We start from the raw sequence: 16,768 nt of genomic DNA, 5'->3' as shown, positions 1-16,768 counted from the left end.
GGACTAGGAAGTGTTGCAAAAGCAGGGGCAGCGCTTGTTGCAGTGGGGCGGTACATGTAGCGTCTTCAGCCTTCCAGGGGAGGCTATCCAATGAGTACGTATACCGCGTTCGTCGAGCTCGCATTTGAAAGGTTGAACAAAGAGCTGGCGATACCGAAGGGATTCGCCGTAGCGCTCTACAAAGAAGAAGACTCGTGGAGCTTCATCTCGAAGCTGGCGCAGCTCGTCGAGGCCGTTTTCACGCGGGCCGTCGTCGATGCCCTGCGCGAGCCGCTGATATTCGATGTGATCAGCAATCTCCCGCAGGAAGTGAGGATCAATTTTCTGCGCAAGATGAACATCATCGACAGTGAACAGAAATCGATGTTCAAGGCCGTTGCAGAGATCAGGAACCAGTACATCCATGATCTCTCGAACATCGACGTTCCGCTGGATGCCTACATCAAGAACCTGGAGGACGGTGCAAGGAAGGGACTCTTCAAACGGTTCAAGCCGTACTTCGTCGACCCGAAGATGTCCATTGAGGAGTTCATCTCACAATGCAGGCCACAGGTCTTCCATGTGTGCGTGCTGGAGCTGCTGAAGGTCCATGGAAAGGTGTCATCCATCAACATCCAGAAGGACCACGAGGCATTCCGTCTTCAGCAGGCGGGAAGGTTGCTGCCGGCGAAGAAGCACGGCGAGATGCTTCCGTTGGATCGACTGACGGTGAGCAGCTATGTCACCCAGGCCAGAGACGTCCTGAAGCGGGAAGGCCTGCTCGTTTCAGAGTTCAAATAGCGGGAGAGAAACCGCTTCCGCGCCTGCTTACCCCAACCGGTGCGCAGGATTCTGCATCTCCTGCGCTTGGGTTTCGACCTGCGGCTGCACACCCACCCCCAACTTCTGCATCGACTGCTCCACCGGCGTCTGCGCTGCCACAGCCGTCGGGATCATCGCGCGCAGGTGCGCCGGATTGGCCGGGTCGCCCTGCACGACGAAGACGTTATGCCCGGCCGGATGATTGGCCGTGGCGTTGCTGACCAGCACATGGTCGACCTGCTGCAGGCCCTGCTCGCGGGCGAGCACAGTCAGGCTGGCGGTCAGTCGCTCGCTGGTCTGGTCGAACGGGCGGCCATGCTGCGCGTCCAGTGCGGCCACGCCCTGGCGGACCTGCTGATTGAGGCCATAGTCGGGGTGGTTGGGGGTGATCTCTGCCATGGCCATCGAACGGTAGCGGTGGGTCGTGGGTGAACCCCCCAAGTATAGATCCGGCCCGCGAAGTCAGTCTGCCGGCCGATGGTCATAGCTGATCACCCGCTCGGCCAACCAGCGCCCGTCCACGCGACGCCAGACCTGGATGAAGCGGGCCTGGCCCACCCAGCGCTCCACGCCGTCCTTGCCGCGTTCATGGAAGCGGTGGTCGCCGATTTCCAGCGCCCGCTCGTCGTGTAGCGGGAACACCTGCAGCGAAGGCTCCGCCCGCTCGCGGCGCAGGCTCCAGCCGCCCTTGCGCGCATTGCTGCACATGTTGGCCACGCTGCGGCGGAAGTCTTCGCGGCTGCTGGCTGACTTGCCATCCTTGTCATGGAAGAACTCCATGTCCTGGGTGGTCATCGCGGCGGCCTTGTCGGCATCGCAGGCTTCGAAGGCGGCGGCGAACAGCTGGGTGTCGGCCTGGCGGATCTGCTCGCGCAGGTCATCGGAGGGCGCGGGTGCGGCGGCGAGGCCGGCGGCCAGCAGGGGCAGGGTGAGCAGCAGCATGGCGAGGCTCCAGGGCGGGATTCATGCAGGCTCGCACGGTGCTCCGAGGGCCGCAGCCGCCCTGCGACGAAACGGGATTTCCAGGGAGTGAATGCCCGCACCTATGGATTGGCCGGGTGGCGTGCCCTGTGCAGGGGATGTCATGGCGACCGGCGATTCCATCACGGCCGCGATAGGGGCCGGCCCATAGGCTGAAATCCTCCCCTTCCACAGGAGGTTCCATGCCTGCTTCCCGCGTCCGCCTGCACGTTGAAGACACCGGTGGCGACGGCCGACCAGTCATTCTGATTCACGGTTGGCCGCTGTCCGCCGATGCATGGAAGACGCAGGTTTCGATCCTCCGCGACGCCCAACACCGGGTGATCAGCTACGATCGGCGCGGCTTCGGCCGTTCCGACAAGCCCGCCGAGGGCTACGACTACGACACGCTGGCGGCGGATCTGGCCGGGGTGATCGAGGAACATGACCTGCGCGACGTGACCCTGGTCGGTTTCTCGATGGGCGGCGGTGAGGTTGCGCGGTATGTGGCCAATCACGGGCAGGCGCGCCTGCACAGCGTGGTGTTTGCAGCAGCGGTGCCGCCGTATCTGCTGCGCGGCGAGGACAATCCGGAAGGTCCGCTCACACAGGACAAGGCCGACGAAATGCGTAGCGGTCTGGAGAAGGATCGCGAGGCGTTCTTCGATGGCTTCACCCGCGATTTCTTCAGTGCCAATGGCAAGCTGATGGTGACCGAGGATGAGCGCCAGGCCGCAATCGCGCTTTGCCATCAATCCGACCAGACGGCGGCGCTGGGTTGCATGCAGGCGTTTGCCACTACCGACTTCCGCGACGATCTGAAGAAGATCACGGTGCCAACCCTGATCCTGCACGGTGACAGTGACGCCATCGTGCCGTTTGAAGGCTCGGGCCGGCGCACGCACCAGGCCATTCCGGGCAGCGAAGTGGTGATCCTGGAAGGCGCACCACATGGGTGCAATACCAGCCATGCGGACCACTTCAATCTGGCGCTGCTGAACTTCCTGAAGCGGTAAGCTGCAGCCATGCGCCAGACCAAGACACCCCCGTGGAAGAAGCCCAATCCCAAGGGCCAGACCTCGCAGCCGCTGTCGCCTGCACAGAAAGAGGCGGCGCGGCAGCGGGCGGAAGAGAATGGCCGGCGTTATCCGAATCTGGTGGACAACATGTGGGCCGCGAAGCTGCCGCGCGGGTCCTGATCTGTAGAGTCGAGCCGTGCTCGACCCCGCACGGTGCCCATCCACGCATGGCGTGGATCTACTGCAACAGCGGCCTGGCCTGGCCCGGCATCTACATGCCGTCCAGCGGCGTCCAGCCGGGTTCCAGCCATGGCGAGATCTCGCTCTGGCGGACGGTGATTGCCTCCGTCGGCAGCCCCGCCAAGCGCGCAAGCTCTGCACGTAGCAGCTCGGAATCCACCGGCGCGGCCGTAGCCACCTGCAGCCGATCACTCTGATGCCTCACCTGTACCGGTAGCGTGGCGTGCGCGTCATGCTGGCCGCCGGTGCGCCCGATCGGGTAGCGCATTGTTACCGGCCGTGACAGCTGCGCCAATGCGGGCTGCCACGCCTGCAGCACGAGGGGCTGCCCGGCAGCGGAAACATGTACTTCAGCAATCGTGGCCGGGTAGCCTGTAAGGCTCTCGACCAGCACCTGGAAGCGCGCGCCATCCGGCATGACCAGCACGGCGGCAATCAACGCAGAGAACGAAACAAACACCGCCGCGAGGTTCCAGCTGCGCGGCGCGGTGGCCGGGCGCGTTGCGGTGCGCAGGCCCGGTCTGCGCCGCAGCTTGCGCGCGTAGATGCGCCGGTCCTTCCTGCGCGGGCTGCTGCTGTGCTCGGGCAGGTTCAAGGGCACCCGTGGAAGGCGCGCCACGCGGGCCTTGATCAGGCGCGACAGCAGCATCCACGCGATCACGAACGCCAGCAGCGGAAGCAGCGTTCGCACCCACAGATACAGCGTGACCATCCACAACACCTCTACATGCGACCATCCATGCTCATCCACATCCTACCGGGACCACGCGGCGGTTGTCGTATCCGCCAGCCGACAAGCACAGGGCGCTTGGTTAGGATGGTCCTTTGTTGTCACGGATGAACCGATGGTCTCTGCTGCTGCCCGCTTCTGTCGTATCTGTGGTCCTGGCCCGATTCTGCTGGCACTGCAGGTGGTGGCGCTGCTGGCGGTAGCCCTTGCAGCCGGCTTCTTCCACTACCGCGTGGGATTGCTGCTGGAGCCGGTGGATGACGCATGCGGTGGGCCTGATCCTGTCGCGCGCATGCAGGTTGCAGAACAGCTGCTGGCGCGGTCCGCTGCGCTTGCACCATGGCAACCGTTGCAGTGGATTCCGATGGCAGGCGTGGTACTGGCGTTGCTGGGCGCGATGTCGATCAGCGTCTACCGTCTGGGACGTCTGTCCGAACGCCTGCGACGCGCCAACTGGGGGGTGATGGCCCTGCACGCCGCGATCCTGGCGCTGGCGCTCAGGGCATTGCATCTGTACGACATGGCGTGGACCAGCGTGGCCAAGCTGTCCCCAGCGGCGTGCCTGGTGGAACTGGGCGAACAGGGCCGGTTGCCGCTGGCACAGGCGCAGCAGGTGGTGTTCGAGATCCTCACCCATGAGCATGCGCCGCTGCTGCGCAATCCCGATGACCTTGCCCTGGTGCTGGTCGCGTTGATGCTGGTGACAATGGCTGCAGGATTCATGCTGTGGCGGGCGATCGTGCGCGAACGTCAGGTGCAGTCGCCCAGCCCATAACGGGTGTGTGACCGACCACGCGCCCGCAATCGCGCTACAGTCTGCGCTCCGCTCCTGCAAGGATGTGCTGATGCGTTGGTTGCTGCGTGCTGTGCCGTTGCTGCTGTGTTCGTTGGCGGTACACGCCGCTGAGGTGGATCGCCGGATCGCAGTGACCATCGACGACCTGCCCTGGGCGCGGGTGGACGAGATCGTTCCGCCGGACCTGCAGGCGCGGCACGAAGCGCTGATGGCGCAGCTGCACCAGGCGGGTGTGCCGGTAGTTGGCTTCGTCAACGGGAACAAGCTTGAGATCGATGGGCAGGTGCAGCCGGCGCGGGTGCAGATGCTGCGCGACTGGCTGGACGCCGGTTATGTGCTGGGCAACCACACCTACTCGCACATGGACCTGAACGCCAAGGGCGTGCCTGCGTTCCAGCAGGATTTCCTGCGTGGCGAGGCGGTGCTGCGGCCGTTGCTGGCCGAGCGCGGGCTCAAGCCGCAGTGGATGCGTCACTCCTATCTGCGTGCCGGGCGCACGCCGGAAGAACGCGCGGAGATGGACGTGTTCTTCAAGCAGCATGGCTACCGCGTGGCACCGGTGACGGTCGACAACGGCGAGTGGGTGTGGGCGTTCGCCTATGCCAACGTGATGAACGAGCAGCCGGATTCCCCGGCGCGCGAGGCGACGCTGGCGCAGCTGCGCAAGGGCTATGTGCCGTACATGCTGAACAAGCTGGACTACTACGAGAAGCAATCCCAGGCGCTGCTGGGCTACGCGCTGCCGCAGGTCTGGCTGATGCATGCGAACGAACTCAATGCAGCCACGTTCGCCGAACTGGTGGCGGCGACGAAGCGGCGCGGCTATCGCTTCATTTCGCTGGACGAAGCGATGCGTGACCCGGCCTATGCGCGGGGCGCCGAGGGCTACAGCGGTCGCTACGGCCCGAGCTGGCTGCACCGCTGGGCGATGGCGGAGAAGAAACCGAAGGACTTCTACGCCGGTGAACCTGAGGTGCCGTCGTGGGTGATGAAGCTGGCGAAGGTGGACTCGGAATGAGGCTCAGCGCTTGACGGCCAGCACGCCGTCAAGCGCCAGTTCGGCCTTGAAGCCGGCCTTTTCCAGGCGCTTGGCCACTTCACGCGGCACGTCGCGGCCGCTGGTCAGCTTGTTCGGCGCGCCGGTGTAGTGGAATAGGCGCCCGCCCTTGCGGATGACGCGGGCGAGGTGGTCGTAGAACACCTGCGAGTACAGTTCGCCGGCGATGCCGAAGCGCGGCGGGTCGTGCAGGATCGCGTCGACGCTGTTGCTGGCCACCTGTTCGATCTGCTGCGAGACATCGCCGTGGCTGAACTGCAGGCGTCCACCGGCCACGGCCGATTCCGGATCCGGCGACCACGGGTTGAGCGTGCGCAGCCACATCACGTCGGCATTCTTCTCGAACGAGCGGATCTGGCCGACACCGGCCTCCAGCGCGCAGGCGGCGAAGTAGCCCAGGCCGCCGCAGGTATCGAGGATGACCTTGCCGGCCGGGGCGACCAGCTCGACCTTGCGGCGCGCGTCCTCGAACGGTGACAGCTTGGAGGTCGGCAGCATCTTGATGCCGTCGATCTCGAAGGTCGGTGCGCCCCATTCGGTCGGCACCAGCTTGATCAGCGAACCGCTGTAGCGCGAGATCGGCGCGAAGTCCTCGCCGTCCCAGTAGTACAGCGTGCGGTCCTTCAGCTTGCCCGGCCACGGGTAGGGCTGGCCACGGAAGTGGAAGCCGTCGGCATCCAGCGCCACGCCGTCCTCGCTGCGGCCAAGGTCGAGCGAGCCCTGCCAGTCGGCAGCGCCCTTGTCATGGGCACGGCGCAGGGTGTCAGCGCTGTCGCGGGTCAGCAGGGGGCCGGTGTAATGGGGCACGGCGGGTACCGGGGCGGTTCGGGGGAGGGCATGGTACCGCAGCTGTTACCGGGGCCACGTGTGGCTGCTGCAGTAGATCCACGCCATGCGTGGATGTAGACGGGAGGAGCCGAGCGTGGGCTCGGCGCTACCGCTGGCTGGTGCAGCTGTAGCCGTGTGTGGTCCCTTCCCCCGAGAGCATGCCGACGCCACGCGACGGCTGCATGCCTACACGGGCGCACGACCGACGATGGACGTCCTGAGTTTCTGGTGGCTGCCGATCAAAGTCGTAGCGCAGGCTGCCGTCTTCCTGCAGCAGCCAATGCACGGTAACGCGCTCGTGGCGACCATCACCGAGATCCCAGTCCAGGGTGCGCATGATCAGGGTCTGGCCATCGGGCAGCTGCCGGACTTCGTCATAGGCCGCCTGGGTCTTCGGCGCGCTTACCGCAAGCAGCAGAAACAGCAGCATTGGCATCGCTCCTCAAAGAAGACAGGATGCGCCCATAGTGCCCTGAGCCGCCATCAGAATCATTGCGTCTTACGGGCACTTCACCGCATACACCGGCCCAGCACCGATCAGCATCAACGCCATGTAGTCACTATCGCTGGCCTTGCCCTTCAACGTCGCGTCCTTGTTGAAGTGGAAGATGCCGAAGCCGCCCGCCATGCGGATCAACGCGCTGTCGATCTGCTCGGCGTCATCGCGGAAGTAGCGGCTGATCTCGCTGCGGGTGGCCTTGTGCAGGGCATTCGGCTCGCGTTGCCACTGGTCGCCGCGGCTGAAGGAGACGAAGTACTGGCCGCCTTCCCTGTCGATGCGGAAGTCGGCCGGCTTGCGCGCGCCGGTGGCGAAGCAGCCCTGCAACGGGTCGGCGCTGAAAGGAAGCCCGGCATCGCCACTGCAGGCGGTGAGCAGCAGGACGGCACCGGGCAGCAGCAGGCGGAGCATGCGCATGGGATGTCCCTACAGGGCAGGTGGGGCTAGTGTAGGCAGCACTCGGGCGTCGCCCGTACAGAAATTCGGCAAGAACAAAGGGGTTTTGGGATGGCGCAGGGCAAGGCACCGTGGTGCGGCATGGCCAGTTGGCTGGGGATCGCTGTGGGTTGGGGAGCCGGCACATTGGCGGCGCAGGCGGCGGTGGCCGCAGGCGGCAATGGCATGGCTGCGGGATTGGGCGTGGGCGTGCTGGGCGCGGCACTGGTGGGCTGCGGCCTGGCGGTGGCCTCGCGCGTGCGCGGCGAGCGCTGGCCGTGGATCGGCATCGGTGGTGCGGTGCTGAGTGCGCTGCCGCTGCTGATGTACCTGCTGCGGATGATGTTGAAGCTCTAGCGGTAGTGCCGGCCGCTGGCCGGCAACTGCAGTTTGGGTCCGAAGCTCATGAGGTTGCCGGCCAGCGGCCGGCACTACCCGGTATGGATCACACGATGCGGTGAATCTCCACCGTCACGTGCACCAGCTCCTCATGGATCGCCAGTGCGTTGCGCACGGTATCCGCATCCAGGCGGGCGTCGCTGGTAACCACGCTGGCGCTGACCGCGTACTTGCCGCGACCGACCTGCCAGACGTGCAGGTCGGCCAGGCGCGCCGGCCAGGGGCCCTGTTCGATCACTTCGCGAACTTCGGCCACCACCGGTGCGTCCATCTGCGCGTCGAGCAGGATGCGGCCGCTGTCGCGTAGCAGGCCTACAGCCCACACCGTCACCAGCACGGCGCCGACCAGGCCCATCACCGGGTCCAGCCAGGTCAGGCCCAGCAGCTTGCCGCCGAGCAGGGCGACGATGGCCAGCACCGAGGTGGCGGCGTCGGCCAGCACGTGCACGTAGGCCGAGCGCAGATTGAGGTCGTGACCGTGCGCATGGCCGTGATCGTGGTGTTCGTGGTCATGCCCGTGATGATGGCCATGGTCATGCCCGTGGTGGTGATGCGCGTGGCCCGGGCTGTCGTGCAGCCACCATGCGCAGAGCAGGTTCACGCCCAGGCCGACCGCAGCGATGGCGATGGCTTCGTTGTAGTGGATCGGCGCCGGTACCCACAGCCGCTGCAGTGACTGCACGGCCATCAGCGCGGCGACGCCGAGCAGGGCGATGGCGCTGGTGTAGCCGGCCAGGATCTCGATCTTCCAGGTGCCGAAGGCGAAGCGCGGGTCGTGCGCGTAGCGGCGCGCGCAGCGGTAGGCGAACACCGCCAGGCCCAGCGCCAGCGCGTGCGAACTCATGTGCCAGCCGTCGGCGAGCACGGCCATGGAGTTGAACCACCAGCCGCCGACGATCTCCACCAGCATCATGCCGACGGTCAGCCACAGGGCGCGGCGGGTATTGCGTTCGGCCAGCGGGTTGCCGTCGTCGAAGCGGTGTTCGTGGCGACGGGCGGCGGCGAGGGCGTCCAAGTGCATGACGGCGGTAGCTGGAGTGGATACCCCCATAGGGTATATGATCCCGCCATGGCGCATGTACACAAGAATCGAAAGCAGCTGCTGACCCGGGTGCGCCGCATCGCGGGCCAGGTGGCGGCGTTGGAGCAGGCGCTGGACCAGCCCGAGGGTAAAGCCGGCGACTGTGCGGACGTGCTGGTGCAGGTCGCCGCCGTGCGCGGTGCCGCCCACAGCCTACTGATGGAGCTGCTGCACGAGCACCTGCAGGAACACGTGGTGGGTGCCGATGACCCGCAGCAGCGGGCGGACGAGGCCGAAGTGCTGGTGGAGCTGCTGCGCCGCTACGGCAAATAGGCCGGGGGGCGGTAGAGTCGACTGTTAGTCGACTGCTCTTCGTACAACCAACGAAAAACCCCGCGCTTCGCGCGATAGTCGACTAACAGTCGACTCTACCCCGGGTGGCGGTGCCGTGCGTTCCAGATATGCGTGGCGGCCAGCAGCAGGCTGCCGGTGACGGTCATCGGCGTTTCCCAGTCATGTGAGGGCAGCGCCAGCGCGCCGGCCAGCAACAGGCCCAGACCGACGCCGGCGGCGGCCCAGGCCAGTACGGGCAGCGGGTGACGGCGCTCGGCGCGCCATAGCGCGTAGCCGGTCAGTGGCAGGGCGATGGCCACGAACAGCAGGTGCACCCATTCCGCTTCGGCCCAGGTGCCGAACAGGGGGAGCGCGGCGGCCAGCAGGGGCAGCGCCAGGCAGTGCAGCAGGCACAGGCTGGACAGGGCGACCGCGCCGGCATCAAGCAGGGCGGCAGAAGGCGACTTCATCGGGGGAGGTTCCTTGCGCAACAATTGTTATACAGTAACATTTCCGTTCCGCAGCCAACCTGCTCCGACATGAACACTGTTTCCCGCGCCGACCGTCGCCTTCCGGTCACCGTGCTGTCCGGCTTCCTGGGGGCCGGCAAGACCACCCTGCTCAACCAGATCCTGCGCAACCGCGAGGGCCTGCGCGTGGCGGTCATCGTCAACGACATGAGCGAGGTCAACATCGATGCGCAGCTGGTGCGCGAAGGTGGCGCCGAGCTGCGCCGCACCGAAGAGACGCTGGTGGAATTCAGCAACGGCTGCATCTGCTGCACGCTGCGCGACGACCTGCTGCAGGAAGTGCTGCGCCTGGCCGATGCCGGTCGCTATGACTATCTGCTGATCGAATCCACGGGCATCGGTGAACCGATGCCGGTGGCGGCCACCTTCGCGGTGCGCGACGAGCATGGCTTCAGCCTGAGCGATATCGCGCGGCTGGACACGATGGTGACGGTGGTCGACGGCAGCGCGTTCCTGGCCGACTTCGGCTCGACGTCGCGACTGGCCGAGCGCGGCCAGCAGGCCGGCCCGGAGGATGATCGAGGTGTGGTTGACCTGCTATGCGAGCAGGTCGAGTTCGCCGACGTGATCGTGGTCAGCAAGGTGGACCAGGTGGATGACGAAGCGTTGCAGGACACGCTGGCCGTGCTGCGTGGCCTGAACCGCGACGCGAAGCTGCTGCTGTCCAGCTTCGGCGATGTGCCGCTGGCCGAGCTGCTGGATACCGGTCGCTTCGACATGGAGCGTGCGCAACGTGCGCCGGGCTGGATGAAGGAACTGCGGGGCGAGCACACACCGGAAACCGAGGAGTACGGCATCGGCAGCTTCGTCTACCGCTCGCGACGTCCGTTCCACCCGGCGCGCTTCGCCCGCGCGCTGCAGTCCGGCATGCCCGGCGTGATCCGCAGCAAAGGCTGGTTCTGGCTGGCCAACCGCATGGACTGGGTGGGTGAGCTGAACAGCGTGGGCGCGGCGACGCGCACGCAGGCGGCGGGCTTCTGGTACGCCGCACGTGACCGCGTGCGGGCCGGGCTGGAAGACACCGCGCCGTTGTTGCCGCCCACGCCGCTGCCTTACAGCGACCTCGGATGGGCGCGGCAGCAGGCCGATTGCTGGAGCGCGCCGCTCCCGGGGCCTGAAGAATTCCCGGATGAGGCAGCGCACACGGCGATGCAGCGGCTTTGGCACCCGTTGTGGGGGGATCGCCGCCAGGAACTGGTGGTGATTGGCGTGCACATGGATGAGCGCGCGGTGCGTGCGGAGCTGGATGCGTGCCTGCTCAACGACCAGGAGCTGCGTGCGGGGCCATTGCTGTGGCAGCAGTTGCCGCAGGCGTTCCCGGTGTGGAAGCGTTGACGGTGCATTGAGGATCCATGGGTTGCCGGCCAGCGGCCGGCACTACCCCCTGGTCGATACGTCATGCGTGGATGGATGCATGGCGGAGTCGAGCATGGCTTGACTCTACAGACTGTCGCGCCATTGCCAGTGGTTGGCGGTGACCTGCAACACCTGCGTCGGTCGCAATGCCTGCAGCAGGTGCCGGTCGTGGCTCACCATCAGCAGCGCGCCCGGCCACGCCGCAAGCAGTTCCTCCAACGCCTGCAATGCGCTCAGATCCAGCGCATTGCCGGGTTCGTCCAACAGCAACAGCTGGGGCGCGGGATCGGCGTACAGCACGCTGGCCAGCGCACCTTTCACGCGTTCGCCATCGCTGAGGCTGTGGGCTGCCCGCTGGATGCGCTGTGCATCCAGCCCGAGCAGGGCCAGCCGCGTGCGCAGCTCGCCTGGGTCCGCGCCCGGGTTGGCGGCCTGCACGGTGTCGAGGATGCTGCGCTCGCCGGACAGCCCCAGCAGCTGCTGGTCGAGCAGGGCCAGTGGCGCATGCCGTTGCACGGCGCCACTGCGTGCAGGCAGCTGGCCGGCCAGCACACGCAGCAGGGTCGATTTGCCGCTGCCGTTGTCACCGACCACGGCGATGCGCTGGCCGCGGCGGATCTCCAGCTGCAACGGTGCACTGCAGCCATGTGGCAGCACCAGCGCCTCGGCCTGTAGCAGGCGCATGCTGCCACGGTCACCCGCACCGGCGAACAGTGCCAGTTCCGGCGCCGCGTGCACCGCCGATGCCGCTGCGCGCAGATGCTCTGCGCTGGCCTGCAGGCGTTCGGCCTGCACCTGTTGTGCGCGGCCGTGGCTGGCCTCGGCGCGCTGCTTCTGCCGGCCGAGCAGGATCGGGGCCTGGTTGGCCTGCTTCGCATCGCGGTTGCCACGCGCCTGGCGTTGTTGTTGCCGTTCGTGCTGTTCGCGCGCGCTGCGTTGCTGCTGGCGGTGCTGGGCGCGCGCATGATCGAGCTGGGCGGCGGCAGCTTCGCGCTCGGCGGCGCGCGCATCGGCATAGTGCTGCCACGGTCCGCCGTAACGATGCAGCCCGCGCCCATCGAGTTCGACGATCTGCTGCATGTGCGCCAGCAGCTCGCGATCATGACTGATCACCAGCAGGCCACCGCGCCACTGCTGCAACTGCTCGTACAGCTGTTGGCGATGGCGTGCATCGAGGTGGTTGCTGGGTTCGTCCAGGATCAGCCAATCGGCACCGCTGGCCCAGGCACCGGACAGCGCGACCTGCATGGCCTGGCCACCACTGAGGCGCGCGGCCGGCTGGGCGGGATCGAGATCGTCGGGCAGCCGAAGCGCCTGCCATTGCTGCTGCAGGCGTTCGCGCAGGTCCCAGCGGTCGCCGACGCAGGCGAAGTCGGCCTCGTCCACGCTGCCGGCTTCGATGCGTTGCAGTGCAGCCAGTTCCGCGCCGACGCCGGCCAGTTCACCGACCGTGCCGGCGGGCGGATAGCCGGGCGTCGGCAACAGGAACACGCGGCCACTGCCGCGCACCTGGCCAGTGTCGGGCAGCAACCGTCCGGCCAGCAAGCGTGCGAGCACGCTCTTGCCGGCGCCATTGGCACCGACCAGGCCGGTGGCGACCGGCTCGAAGGAAAACGTCAGATCGGAAAACAGCGGGCGGCCGTCGGCCAATCGATACGACACGCGATCGAGCGTGAGGGAATGCGGGGTCATGCGACCTCCATGGATGCCGGGTTCTCCCCTGCGCGCAGGGGCGGGAAGAGTCAGGCCGTCTGGTGGGAAGACGGCGGCATCAATGGCGCATTGGTCGCGAGCCTCTGGGAGGAATGAGCGGCCAGTATAGCGGGGCTGGCTGAATGGTTTGATGGCGCGACTCTACAAAGGCATCCACGCATGGCGTGGATCTACTGTGGGCCGGGCATGGGGTGGATCGATCGCCTAGGGCACGGTTTCCAGGCGTGCGCTGACGAAGTCGATGAACACGCGCAGTTTCGGTAGCACGTGGCGGCCGGAGGGCCACAGCAGGTGGAAGATGCCGCAGGAATGCACATGCTCGTCCAGCACGGTGACCAGGCGGCCATCGGCCAACGCATCGCGCACCGAGTGCACGGGCACGAACGCCAGGCCGATATCGCGCAGTGCCAGCGCTACCCGCGCTTCGATGGTGTTGGCCACCATGTGCACTGGCAGTTCCTGCGGTGTTTCCTGGTCGGGCCAGTGGATCGGCCACAGTTCCAGCTTGCCGGTACTGGGGAAGCGATAGTGCAGCAGCGTGTGCTGCATCAGATCGGCCGGTGTGCGCGGCGTGCCGCGCCGCTGCAGGTAGGCGGGTGAGGCGACGATGCGGCGTGGAAATACGCCCAGGCGTCGTGCGTTCATGCGTGAGTCGCTGGGCTCGCCGACGCGCAGCACGGCATCGAATCCTTCCTCGATGACGTCGACCAGCCGATCGCTGAAATCGAGGTCGAGGCGGATATCGGGATAGGCCGCCATGAACTCGGCCATCAGCGGCAGGGTCAGGTCGCCCACCAACGGCAGGCCGATGCGCAGCGTGCCGCGAGGCGTGGCGTGCGGTTGTGCCAGCTCGGTGCGTGCGGCATCGCGCTCGTCGAGGATGCGCCGGCAGCGCGCCAGGAACAGCTGGCCCTCGGCGGTGAGGGTGATGCTGCGCGTGCTGCGGTGGAACAGGCGCACGCCCAGTGCATGCTCCAGCCGGGCAACGCACTTGCCGGCGGCCGAGGCCGAGATGCCCTGCAGGCGCCCGGTCTCGACGAAGCTGCGGGTATCGGCCGCGTGGACGAAGGTCTGCAGGTTGGCGAGGTTGTCCGGGACTGACATGGGCGTGTGGGCAATGAAAGCGGCAGGGTAGGTTGGTGCGACCGTAGCGGCTGGCTCCGCCATCGCAACACTGTGGTGCGGGGTGGCGTGGGGCCGTTACGGCCTAGCAGTTCCGGCCATCATGCCGATTGCGGACTGCACGGTCCATGATGCCCGGAGCGGCAACCGGCTTTTTGCGCTGCGCCGTGCTGCCTAACGTGGCGGGCCTCTCCCCACGGATTCCCGCGATGAATGCCACTCCTTCCCTTGAACCCACGCCGACGCTGCCATCGGTGCAGCGGCTGCTGCAGCAGGTGCACCCGCAGCGTCTGGTCGGTGCGGTGGTCCTGGTGCGCCAGCACGGTGTGCTGCGCCACGCCAGCGCGACCGGGCTGGCTGATCGCGAGTCGGCCACGCCGATGCAGCGCGACCAGTTGTTCCGGCTGGCATCGGTCAGCAAGCCGCTGCTGACCACGGTGATCCTGCGCCTGGTAGCAGAGGGCGTGCTCGACCTCGATATGCCGGTGCAGCGCTGGCTGCCGGACTTCCGCCCGGCACTGGCCGACGGCAGCACGCCGCCGATCAGCCTGCGCCAACTGCTCAGCCACAGTAGCGGGTTGGGCTATCGCTTCCTCGAAGCCGATGCCGCCGGCCCGTATGCGCGCGCTGGGGTCAGCGATGGCCTGGACGCGAACCCGCTCTCCCTGGCCGATAACGTGCGCCGCATCGCGCAGGCGCCACTGCTGTTCGCGCCGGGCAGCCAATGGCTCTACTCGCTGGGCGTGGACGTTGCCGGTGCCGTTGCCGAAGCAGCGACGGGTGAAACGCTGCAGGCACTGTACGAGCGCTTGCTGGCCGCACCGCTGGGCCTGCGCGACACCGCCTTTGCTGCGCGCAACGCGGCACGCTTGGCCACCCCCTATGTAAGCGACGCGCCGCAGCCGCATCGCCTGCAGGAAGGCGAGGTGGTCGCTCCGTTCGAGGGTACGGTCGGCATCGAATACAGCCTCGCGCGCGCCACCGATGCCAGCCGTTTCCCCTCGGCCGGGGCCGGCCTGGTCGGTACCGCCGATGACGTGATGGCGGTGCTGGAAGCCTTGCGTGACGTGCAGCGTTCAGGCCTGCTGCCGCCCGTACTGGCAGCGGAGATGGCCAGCCCGCAGGTCGGCGAGCAGGGACCGCCGGAACCGGCCGGCTGGGGCTTCGGCCTTGGCTTTGCGGTGCTGCGCAATGCGGCCGCAAGCGGCACGCCGCAGAACGCAGGTACATGGCGTTGGGGCGGTGCCTACGGACACAGCTGGTTTGTCGATCCTGTGCGCGGGCTGAGCGTGGTGGCGCTGACCAACACCCTGTACGAAGGCATGGACGGTGCCTTCGTCGATCAACTGCGCGATGCGGTGTATACCGATGTCGGGACCGTGCGATGAGCGGCCATGCCATCGATGCAGCCAGTCCCGCCGGTGAAGCCACGCGCCTGCCATGGGCCGGCCTGCTGGCGTTGGCCGGTGGCGGCTTCATCACGCTGCTGACCGAGACCCTGCCGGCCGGTGTACTGCGGCCGATGGGCGACAGCCTCGGCGTGAGTGATGCGGCGGTCGGCCAGCTGGTCAGCGTGTACGCACTGGGCTCGGTGATGGCCGCCTTGCCGATGACCGCACTGACCCAGCGCCTGCCGCGACGCCCCTTGCTGCTCGCTGCGATTGCCGGCTTCGTGCTGGTCAACACGCTGACCGCACTGAGCAGCAGCTATCCGCTGATCCTGGCCGCGCGTTTCCTGGCCGGCGTGAGTGGTGGCCTGCTGTGGTCGCTGGTGGCCGGTTACGCCGCGCGTATGGTGGTGCCGTCGCTGCAGGGCAGGGCAATCGCGGTGGCGATGGTCGGATCGCCGTTGGCGCTGTCACTGGGCGTACCGGCGGGCACCTTGCTGGGCCAGCAGATCGGCTGGCGTTGGGCGTTCGCGCTGATGAGCGTGCTGGGCGTGGGACTGCTGGCGTATGCGCGTTGGGCACTGCCGGCCTTGCCCGCCGCCGGTGCTGGCCGGCGCATACCGCTGGCTACGGTGTGGCGCATGCCCGGCGTGCGCAGTGCGTTGGCGGTGATGGTGCTGTACGTACTGGCGCACAACGTGCTCTACACCTACATCGAACCGCTGGCGGTGGAGGCCGGCGCCGGCCCGTGGCTGGACCGCCTGCTGTTGGCCTTTGGCGTGGCCGCCATCGCCGGCATCGGCATTGCCGGCTGGGGCGTGGACCGTCATCTGCGCACGCTGGTGTGGGCGGCGGTGATCGGCTTCATCGTGCCGGTGCTGGCGCTGCTGCTGTGGCCGGGCGACGCGACCGCGCTGCTGCTGGCGACGATCCTGTGGGGCGTGGCCTTCGGTGCGGTGCCTACGTTGTTCCAGACCGCATTGGCACGGCGTGCGGGTGCCGCCGCGGATCTGGCGCAGTCGATGCTGGTGACCGGCTGGAACCTCGCCATCGCCGCCGGAGGCGTTGCAGGGGGTGTGCTGCTGCAGGCGGGCGGCCCGAACCAGTTGGGATGGCTGCCGTTGCTGCTGCTGGCGGTGAGCGTGGCGTGGCTGCTGGCACGGCCGAAGGCCTGGGCGTAGGCCCAGAGCAAACGTTACGGAGGTGCCGGCCAGCGGCCGGCACTACCGTGGTCCCCGCCATCCACGCATGGCGGGGATCCACCGAGCGCAGCGACCCGCGTTTGCCTTTGCCTTCTTCTGTTGATTCCGTGGCGGGACGCCGCCGGAACCTGTCAGAGGCCGTGGCGGTCGGGTTCGCGGGGGTGTCCGCGGGATGGATGCCGCGGCCAAGCCCCCATTGTGAAGTGACCCCCGAGACTTGGACGGGGTCAGGCGGCCGATTGGGCCCGCTCCCGGTACTCTACCGGGCTCAGACCTTTCAGTTTCAGTTTGATGCGCTCCTGGTTGTAGTACTGGATGTATTCCACCAGCCCAGCCTCC

At 67.1% G+C, this 16,768-nt stretch carries 21 protein-coding genes; 10 read left to right on the top strand and 11 right to left on the bottom strand.

What is annotated here, in order from left to right; all coding sequences use genetic code 11:
* Positions 1–90: 90 nt before the first annotated feature.
* Positions 91–780 carry a hypothetical protein gene (locus AC5P67_RS18220; protein ID WP_012478981.1) on the top strand — a complete coding sequence of 230 codons (690 nt, stop codon included), beginning with the start codon at positions 91–93 and terminating at the stop codon, positions 778–780.
* 27 nt (positions 781–807) lie between these two features.
* On the opposite strand, the gene AC5P67_RS18215 is transcribed toward AC5P67_RS18220, so the two are convergent.
* Positions 808–1,200, bottom strand: a complete 393-nt coding sequence (locus tag AC5P67_RS18215) for an XVIPCD domain-containing protein (RefSeq protein ID WP_024958112.1) — start codon at positions 1,198–1,200, stop codon at positions 808–810.
* A 63-nt stretch (positions 1,201–1,263) separates the two neighbouring features.
* Entirely contained in the window at positions 1,264–1,743 is a 480-nt protein-coding gene (locus tag AC5P67_RS18210) for a DUF4440 domain-containing protein (protein WP_024958111.1), read from the bottom strand.
* A gap of 221 nt (positions 1,744–1,964) precedes the next feature.
* Between AC5P67_RS18210 and AC5P67_RS18205 the strand changes: the two genes are divergently transcribed.
* Together AC5P67_RS18205 and AC5P67_RS18200 are read left to right on the top strand one after the other, a co-directional pair.
* Positions 1,965–2,777 carry an alpha/beta fold hydrolase gene (locus tag AC5P67_RS18205; protein ID WP_329754881.1) on the top strand — a complete coding sequence of 271 codons (813 nt, stop codon included), beginning with the start codon at positions 1,965–1,967 and terminating at the stop codon, positions 2,775–2,777.
* Positions 2,778–2,786: 9 nt separating this feature from the next.
* A complete protein-coding gene (locus tag AC5P67_RS18200; RefSeq protein ID WP_005412082.1) occupies positions 2,787–2,960 on the top strand; it encodes a hypothetical protein in 174 nt (57 codons plus the stop codon).
* A gap of 91 nt (positions 2,961–3,051) precedes the next feature.
* Here AC5P67_RS18200 and AC5P67_RS18195 read toward each other — a convergent pair whose 3' ends face one another.
* On the bottom strand, positions 3,052–3,732 hold the full coding sequence (locus AC5P67_RS18195) for a hypothetical protein (protein WP_100438319.1): 681 nt from the start codon (positions 3,730–3,732) through the stop codon (positions 3,052–3,054).
* Positions 3,733–3,865: 133 nt separating this feature from the next.
* Here AC5P67_RS18195 and AC5P67_RS18190 point away from each other — a divergent pair, with 133 nt between their 5' ends.
* Together AC5P67_RS18190 and AC5P67_RS18185 are read left to right on the top strand one after the other, a co-directional pair.
* The gene (locus AC5P67_RS18190; RefSeq protein WP_111193495.1) at positions 3,866–4,525 is read left to right on the top strand and encodes a hypothetical protein; all 660 of its coding nucleotides are present in this window, start codon (positions 3,866–3,868) and stop codon (positions 4,523–4,525) included.
* Positions 4,526–4,595: 70 nt separating this feature from the next.
* A complete protein-coding gene (locus AC5P67_RS18185) occupies positions 4,596–5,564 on the top strand; it encodes a polysaccharide deacetylase family protein (protein ID WP_495215053.1) in 969 nt (322 codons plus the stop codon).
* A gap of 3 nt (positions 5,565–5,567) precedes the next feature.
* Here AC5P67_RS18185 and AC5P67_RS18180 read toward each other — a convergent pair whose 3' ends face one another.
* The 3 genes from AC5P67_RS18180 to AC5P67_RS18170 all read right to left on the bottom strand — a co-directional run bounded on the left by AC5P67_RS18180 (position 5,568) and on the right by AC5P67_RS18170 (position 7,347).
* Positions 5,568–6,410, bottom strand: a complete 843-nt coding sequence (locus tag AC5P67_RS18180) for a class I SAM-dependent methyltransferase (RefSeq protein WP_111193493.1) — start codon at positions 6,408–6,410, stop codon at positions 5,568–5,570.
* A gap of 127 nt (positions 6,411–6,537) precedes the next feature.
* Positions 6,538–6,861, bottom strand: a complete 324-nt coding sequence (locus AC5P67_RS18175) for a hypothetical protein (RefSeq protein ID WP_495215052.1) — start codon at positions 6,859–6,861, stop codon at positions 6,538–6,540.
* A 69-nt stretch (positions 6,862–6,930) separates the two neighbouring features.
* Positions 6,931–7,347 carry a hypothetical protein gene (locus AC5P67_RS18170; RefSeq protein WP_049459186.1) on the bottom strand — a complete coding sequence of 139 codons (417 nt, stop codon included), beginning with the start codon at positions 7,345–7,347 and terminating at the stop codon, positions 6,931–6,933.
* Positions 7,348–7,437: 90 nt separating this feature from the next.
* On the opposite strand from AC5P67_RS18170, the gene AC5P67_RS18165 reads away from it, so the two are divergent.
* Positions 7,438–7,722 (top strand): hypothetical protein, encoded by a 285-nt coding sequence (locus AC5P67_RS18165; RefSeq protein ID WP_012478993.1) that lies wholly within the window; start codon positions 7,438–7,440, stop codon positions 7,720–7,722.
* Between the two features lie 88 nt (positions 7,723–7,810).
* Here AC5P67_RS18165 and dmeF read toward each other — a convergent pair whose 3' ends face one another.
* Positions 7,811–8,785 carry a CDF family Co(II)/Ni(II) efflux transporter DmeF gene (gene dmeF, locus AC5P67_RS18160; protein WP_111193939.1) on the bottom strand — a complete coding sequence of 325 codons (975 nt, stop codon included), beginning with the start codon at positions 8,783–8,785 and terminating at the stop codon, positions 7,811–7,813.
* Between the two features lie 48 nt (positions 8,786–8,833).
* On the opposite strand from dmeF, the gene AC5P67_RS18155 reads away from it, so the two are divergent.
* Positions 8,834–9,118: a metal/formaldehyde-sensitive transcriptional repressor gene (locus AC5P67_RS18155; protein WP_044569455.1), complete on the top strand. Its 285-nt coding sequence runs from the start codon at positions 8,834–8,836 to the stop codon at positions 9,116–9,118.
* A 95-nt stretch (positions 9,119–9,213) separates the two neighbouring features.
* On the opposite strand, the gene AC5P67_RS18150 is transcribed toward AC5P67_RS18155, so the two are convergent.
* Positions 9,214–9,588 carry a MerC family mercury resistance protein gene (locus tag AC5P67_RS18150; protein ID WP_197584694.1) on the bottom strand — a complete coding sequence of 125 codons (375 nt, stop codon included), beginning with the start codon at positions 9,586–9,588 and terminating at the stop codon, positions 9,214–9,216.
* Between the two features lie 69 nt (positions 9,589–9,657).
* Here AC5P67_RS18150 and AC5P67_RS18145 point away from each other — a divergent pair, with 69 nt between their 5' ends.
* Positions 9,658–10,983, top strand: coding sequence for a GTP-binding protein (locus tag AC5P67_RS18145; RefSeq protein WP_111193937.1), 1,326 nt, complete (start codon positions 9,658–9,660; stop codon positions 10,981–10,983).
* A 105-nt stretch (positions 10,984–11,088) separates the two neighbouring features.
* Here AC5P67_RS18145 and AC5P67_RS18140 read toward each other — a convergent pair whose 3' ends face one another.
* Entirely contained in the window at positions 11,089–12,696 is a 1,608-nt protein-coding gene (locus tag AC5P67_RS18140) for an ATP-binding cassette domain-containing protein (RefSeq protein WP_111193936.1), read from the bottom strand.
* A gap of 225 nt (positions 12,697–12,921) precedes the next feature.
* The gene (locus AC5P67_RS18135; protein ID WP_495215049.1) at positions 12,922–13,821 is read right to left on the bottom strand and encodes a LysR family transcriptional regulator; all 900 of its coding nucleotides are present in this window, start codon (positions 13,819–13,821) and stop codon (positions 12,922–12,924) included.
* 227 nt (positions 13,822–14,048) lie between these two features.
* Here AC5P67_RS18135 and AC5P67_RS18130 point away from each other — a divergent pair, with 227 nt between their 5' ends.
* Both AC5P67_RS18130 and AC5P67_RS18125 read left to right on the top strand, forming a co-directional pair.
* A complete protein-coding gene (locus AC5P67_RS18130; protein WP_171968610.1) occupies positions 14,049–15,227 on the top strand; it encodes a serine hydrolase domain-containing protein in 1,179 nt (392 codons plus the stop codon).
* Positions 15,224–16,408 carry an MFS transporter gene (locus AC5P67_RS18125; protein WP_150359428.1) on the top strand — a complete coding sequence of 395 codons (1,185 nt, stop codon included), beginning with the start codon at positions 15,224–15,226 and terminating at the stop codon, positions 16,406–16,408. Before AC5P67_RS18130 ends, AC5P67_RS18125 begins: the two co-directional genes overlap by 4 nt.
* A 248-nt stretch (positions 16,409–16,656) precedes the next feature.
* Here the strand turns inward: AC5P67_RS18125 and AC5P67_RS18120 are convergent.
* A partial coding sequence (locus AC5P67_RS18120; RefSeq protein ID WP_495201421.1) for an IS3 family transposase occupies positions 16,657–16,768 on the bottom strand: 112 nt, incomplete at its 5' end.

It is taken from the genome of Stenotrophomonas sp. YJH_SMC_21 (genome assembly GCF_059369555.1).
This window is presented reverse-complemented; position numbering and strand designations above follow the sequence as displayed.

Excerpts from the sequence above, each read along its gene's own strand:
- AC5P67_RS18125 (WP_150359428.1), top strand. The coding sequence starts at position 15,224 with ATGAGCGGCCATGCCATCGATGCAGCCAGTCCCGCCGGTGAAGCCACG.
- AC5P67_RS18135 (WP_495215049.1), bottom strand. The coding sequence starts at position 13,821 with ATGTCAGTCCCGGACAACCTCGCCAACCTGCAGACCTTCGTCCACGCG.
- AC5P67_RS18170 (WP_049459186.1), bottom strand. The coding sequence starts at position 7,347 with ATGCGCATGCTCCGCCTGCTGCTGCCCGGTGCCGTCCTGCTGCTCACC.
- AC5P67_RS18205 (WP_329754881.1), top strand. The coding sequence starts at position 1,965 with ATGCCTGCTTCCCGCGTCCGCCTGCACGTTGAAGACACCGGTGGCGAC.
- AC5P67_RS18175 (WP_495215052.1), bottom strand. The coding sequence starts at position 6,861 with ATGCTGCTGTTTCTGCTGCTTGCGGTAAGCGCGCCGAAGACCCAGGCG.
- AC5P67_RS18215 (WP_024958112.1), bottom strand. The coding sequence starts at position 1,200 with ATGGCAGAGATCACCCCCAACCACCCCGACTATGGCCTCAATCAGCAG.
- AC5P67_RS18200 (WP_005412082.1), top strand. The coding sequence starts at position 2,787 with ATGCGCCAGACCAAGACACCCCCGTGGAAGAAGCCCAATCCCAAGGGC.
- dmeF (WP_111193939.1), bottom strand. The coding sequence starts at position 8,785 with ATGCACTTGGACGCCCTCGCCGCCGCCCGTCGCCACGAACACCGCTTC.
- AC5P67_RS18185 (WP_495215053.1), top strand. The coding sequence starts at position 4,596 with ATGCGTTGGTTGCTGCGTGCTGTGCCGTTGCTGCTGTGTTCGTTGGCG.
- AC5P67_RS18210 (WP_024958111.1), bottom strand. The coding sequence starts at position 1,743 with ATGCTGCTGCTCACCCTGCCCCTGCTGGCCGCCGGCCTCGCCGCCGCA.
- AC5P67_RS18195 (WP_100438319.1), bottom strand. The coding sequence starts at position 3,732 with ATGGTCACGCTGTATCTGTGGGTGCGAACGCTGCTTCCGCTGCTGGCG.
- AC5P67_RS18190 (WP_111193495.1), top strand. The coding sequence starts at position 3,866 with ATGGTCTCTGCTGCTGCCCGCTTCTGTCGTATCTGTGGTCCTGGCCCG.
- AC5P67_RS18220 (WP_012478981.1), top strand. The coding sequence starts at position 91 with ATGAGTACGTATACCGCGTTCGTCGAGCTCGCATTTGAAAGGTTGAAC.
- AC5P67_RS18165 (WP_012478993.1), top strand. The coding sequence starts at position 7,438 with ATGGCGCAGGGCAAGGCACCGTGGTGCGGCATGGCCAGTTGGCTGGGG.
- AC5P67_RS18150 (WP_197584694.1), bottom strand. The coding sequence starts at position 9,588 with ATGAAGTCGCCTTCTGCCGCCCTGCTTGATGCCGGCGCGGTCGCCCTG.
- AC5P67_RS18140 (WP_111193936.1), bottom strand. The coding sequence starts at position 12,696 with ATGACCCCGCATTCCCTCACGCTCGATCGCGTGTCGTATCGATTGGCC.
- AC5P67_RS18145 (WP_111193937.1), top strand. The coding sequence starts at position 9,658 with ATGAACACTGTTTCCCGCGCCGACCGTCGCCTTCCGGTCACCGTGCTG.
- AC5P67_RS18155 (WP_044569455.1), top strand. The coding sequence starts at position 8,834 with ATGGCGCATGTACACAAGAATCGAAAGCAGCTGCTGACCCGGGTGCGC.
- AC5P67_RS18130 (WP_171968610.1), top strand. The coding sequence starts at position 14,049 with ATGAATGCCACTCCTTCCCTTGAACCCACGCCGACGCTGCCATCGGTG.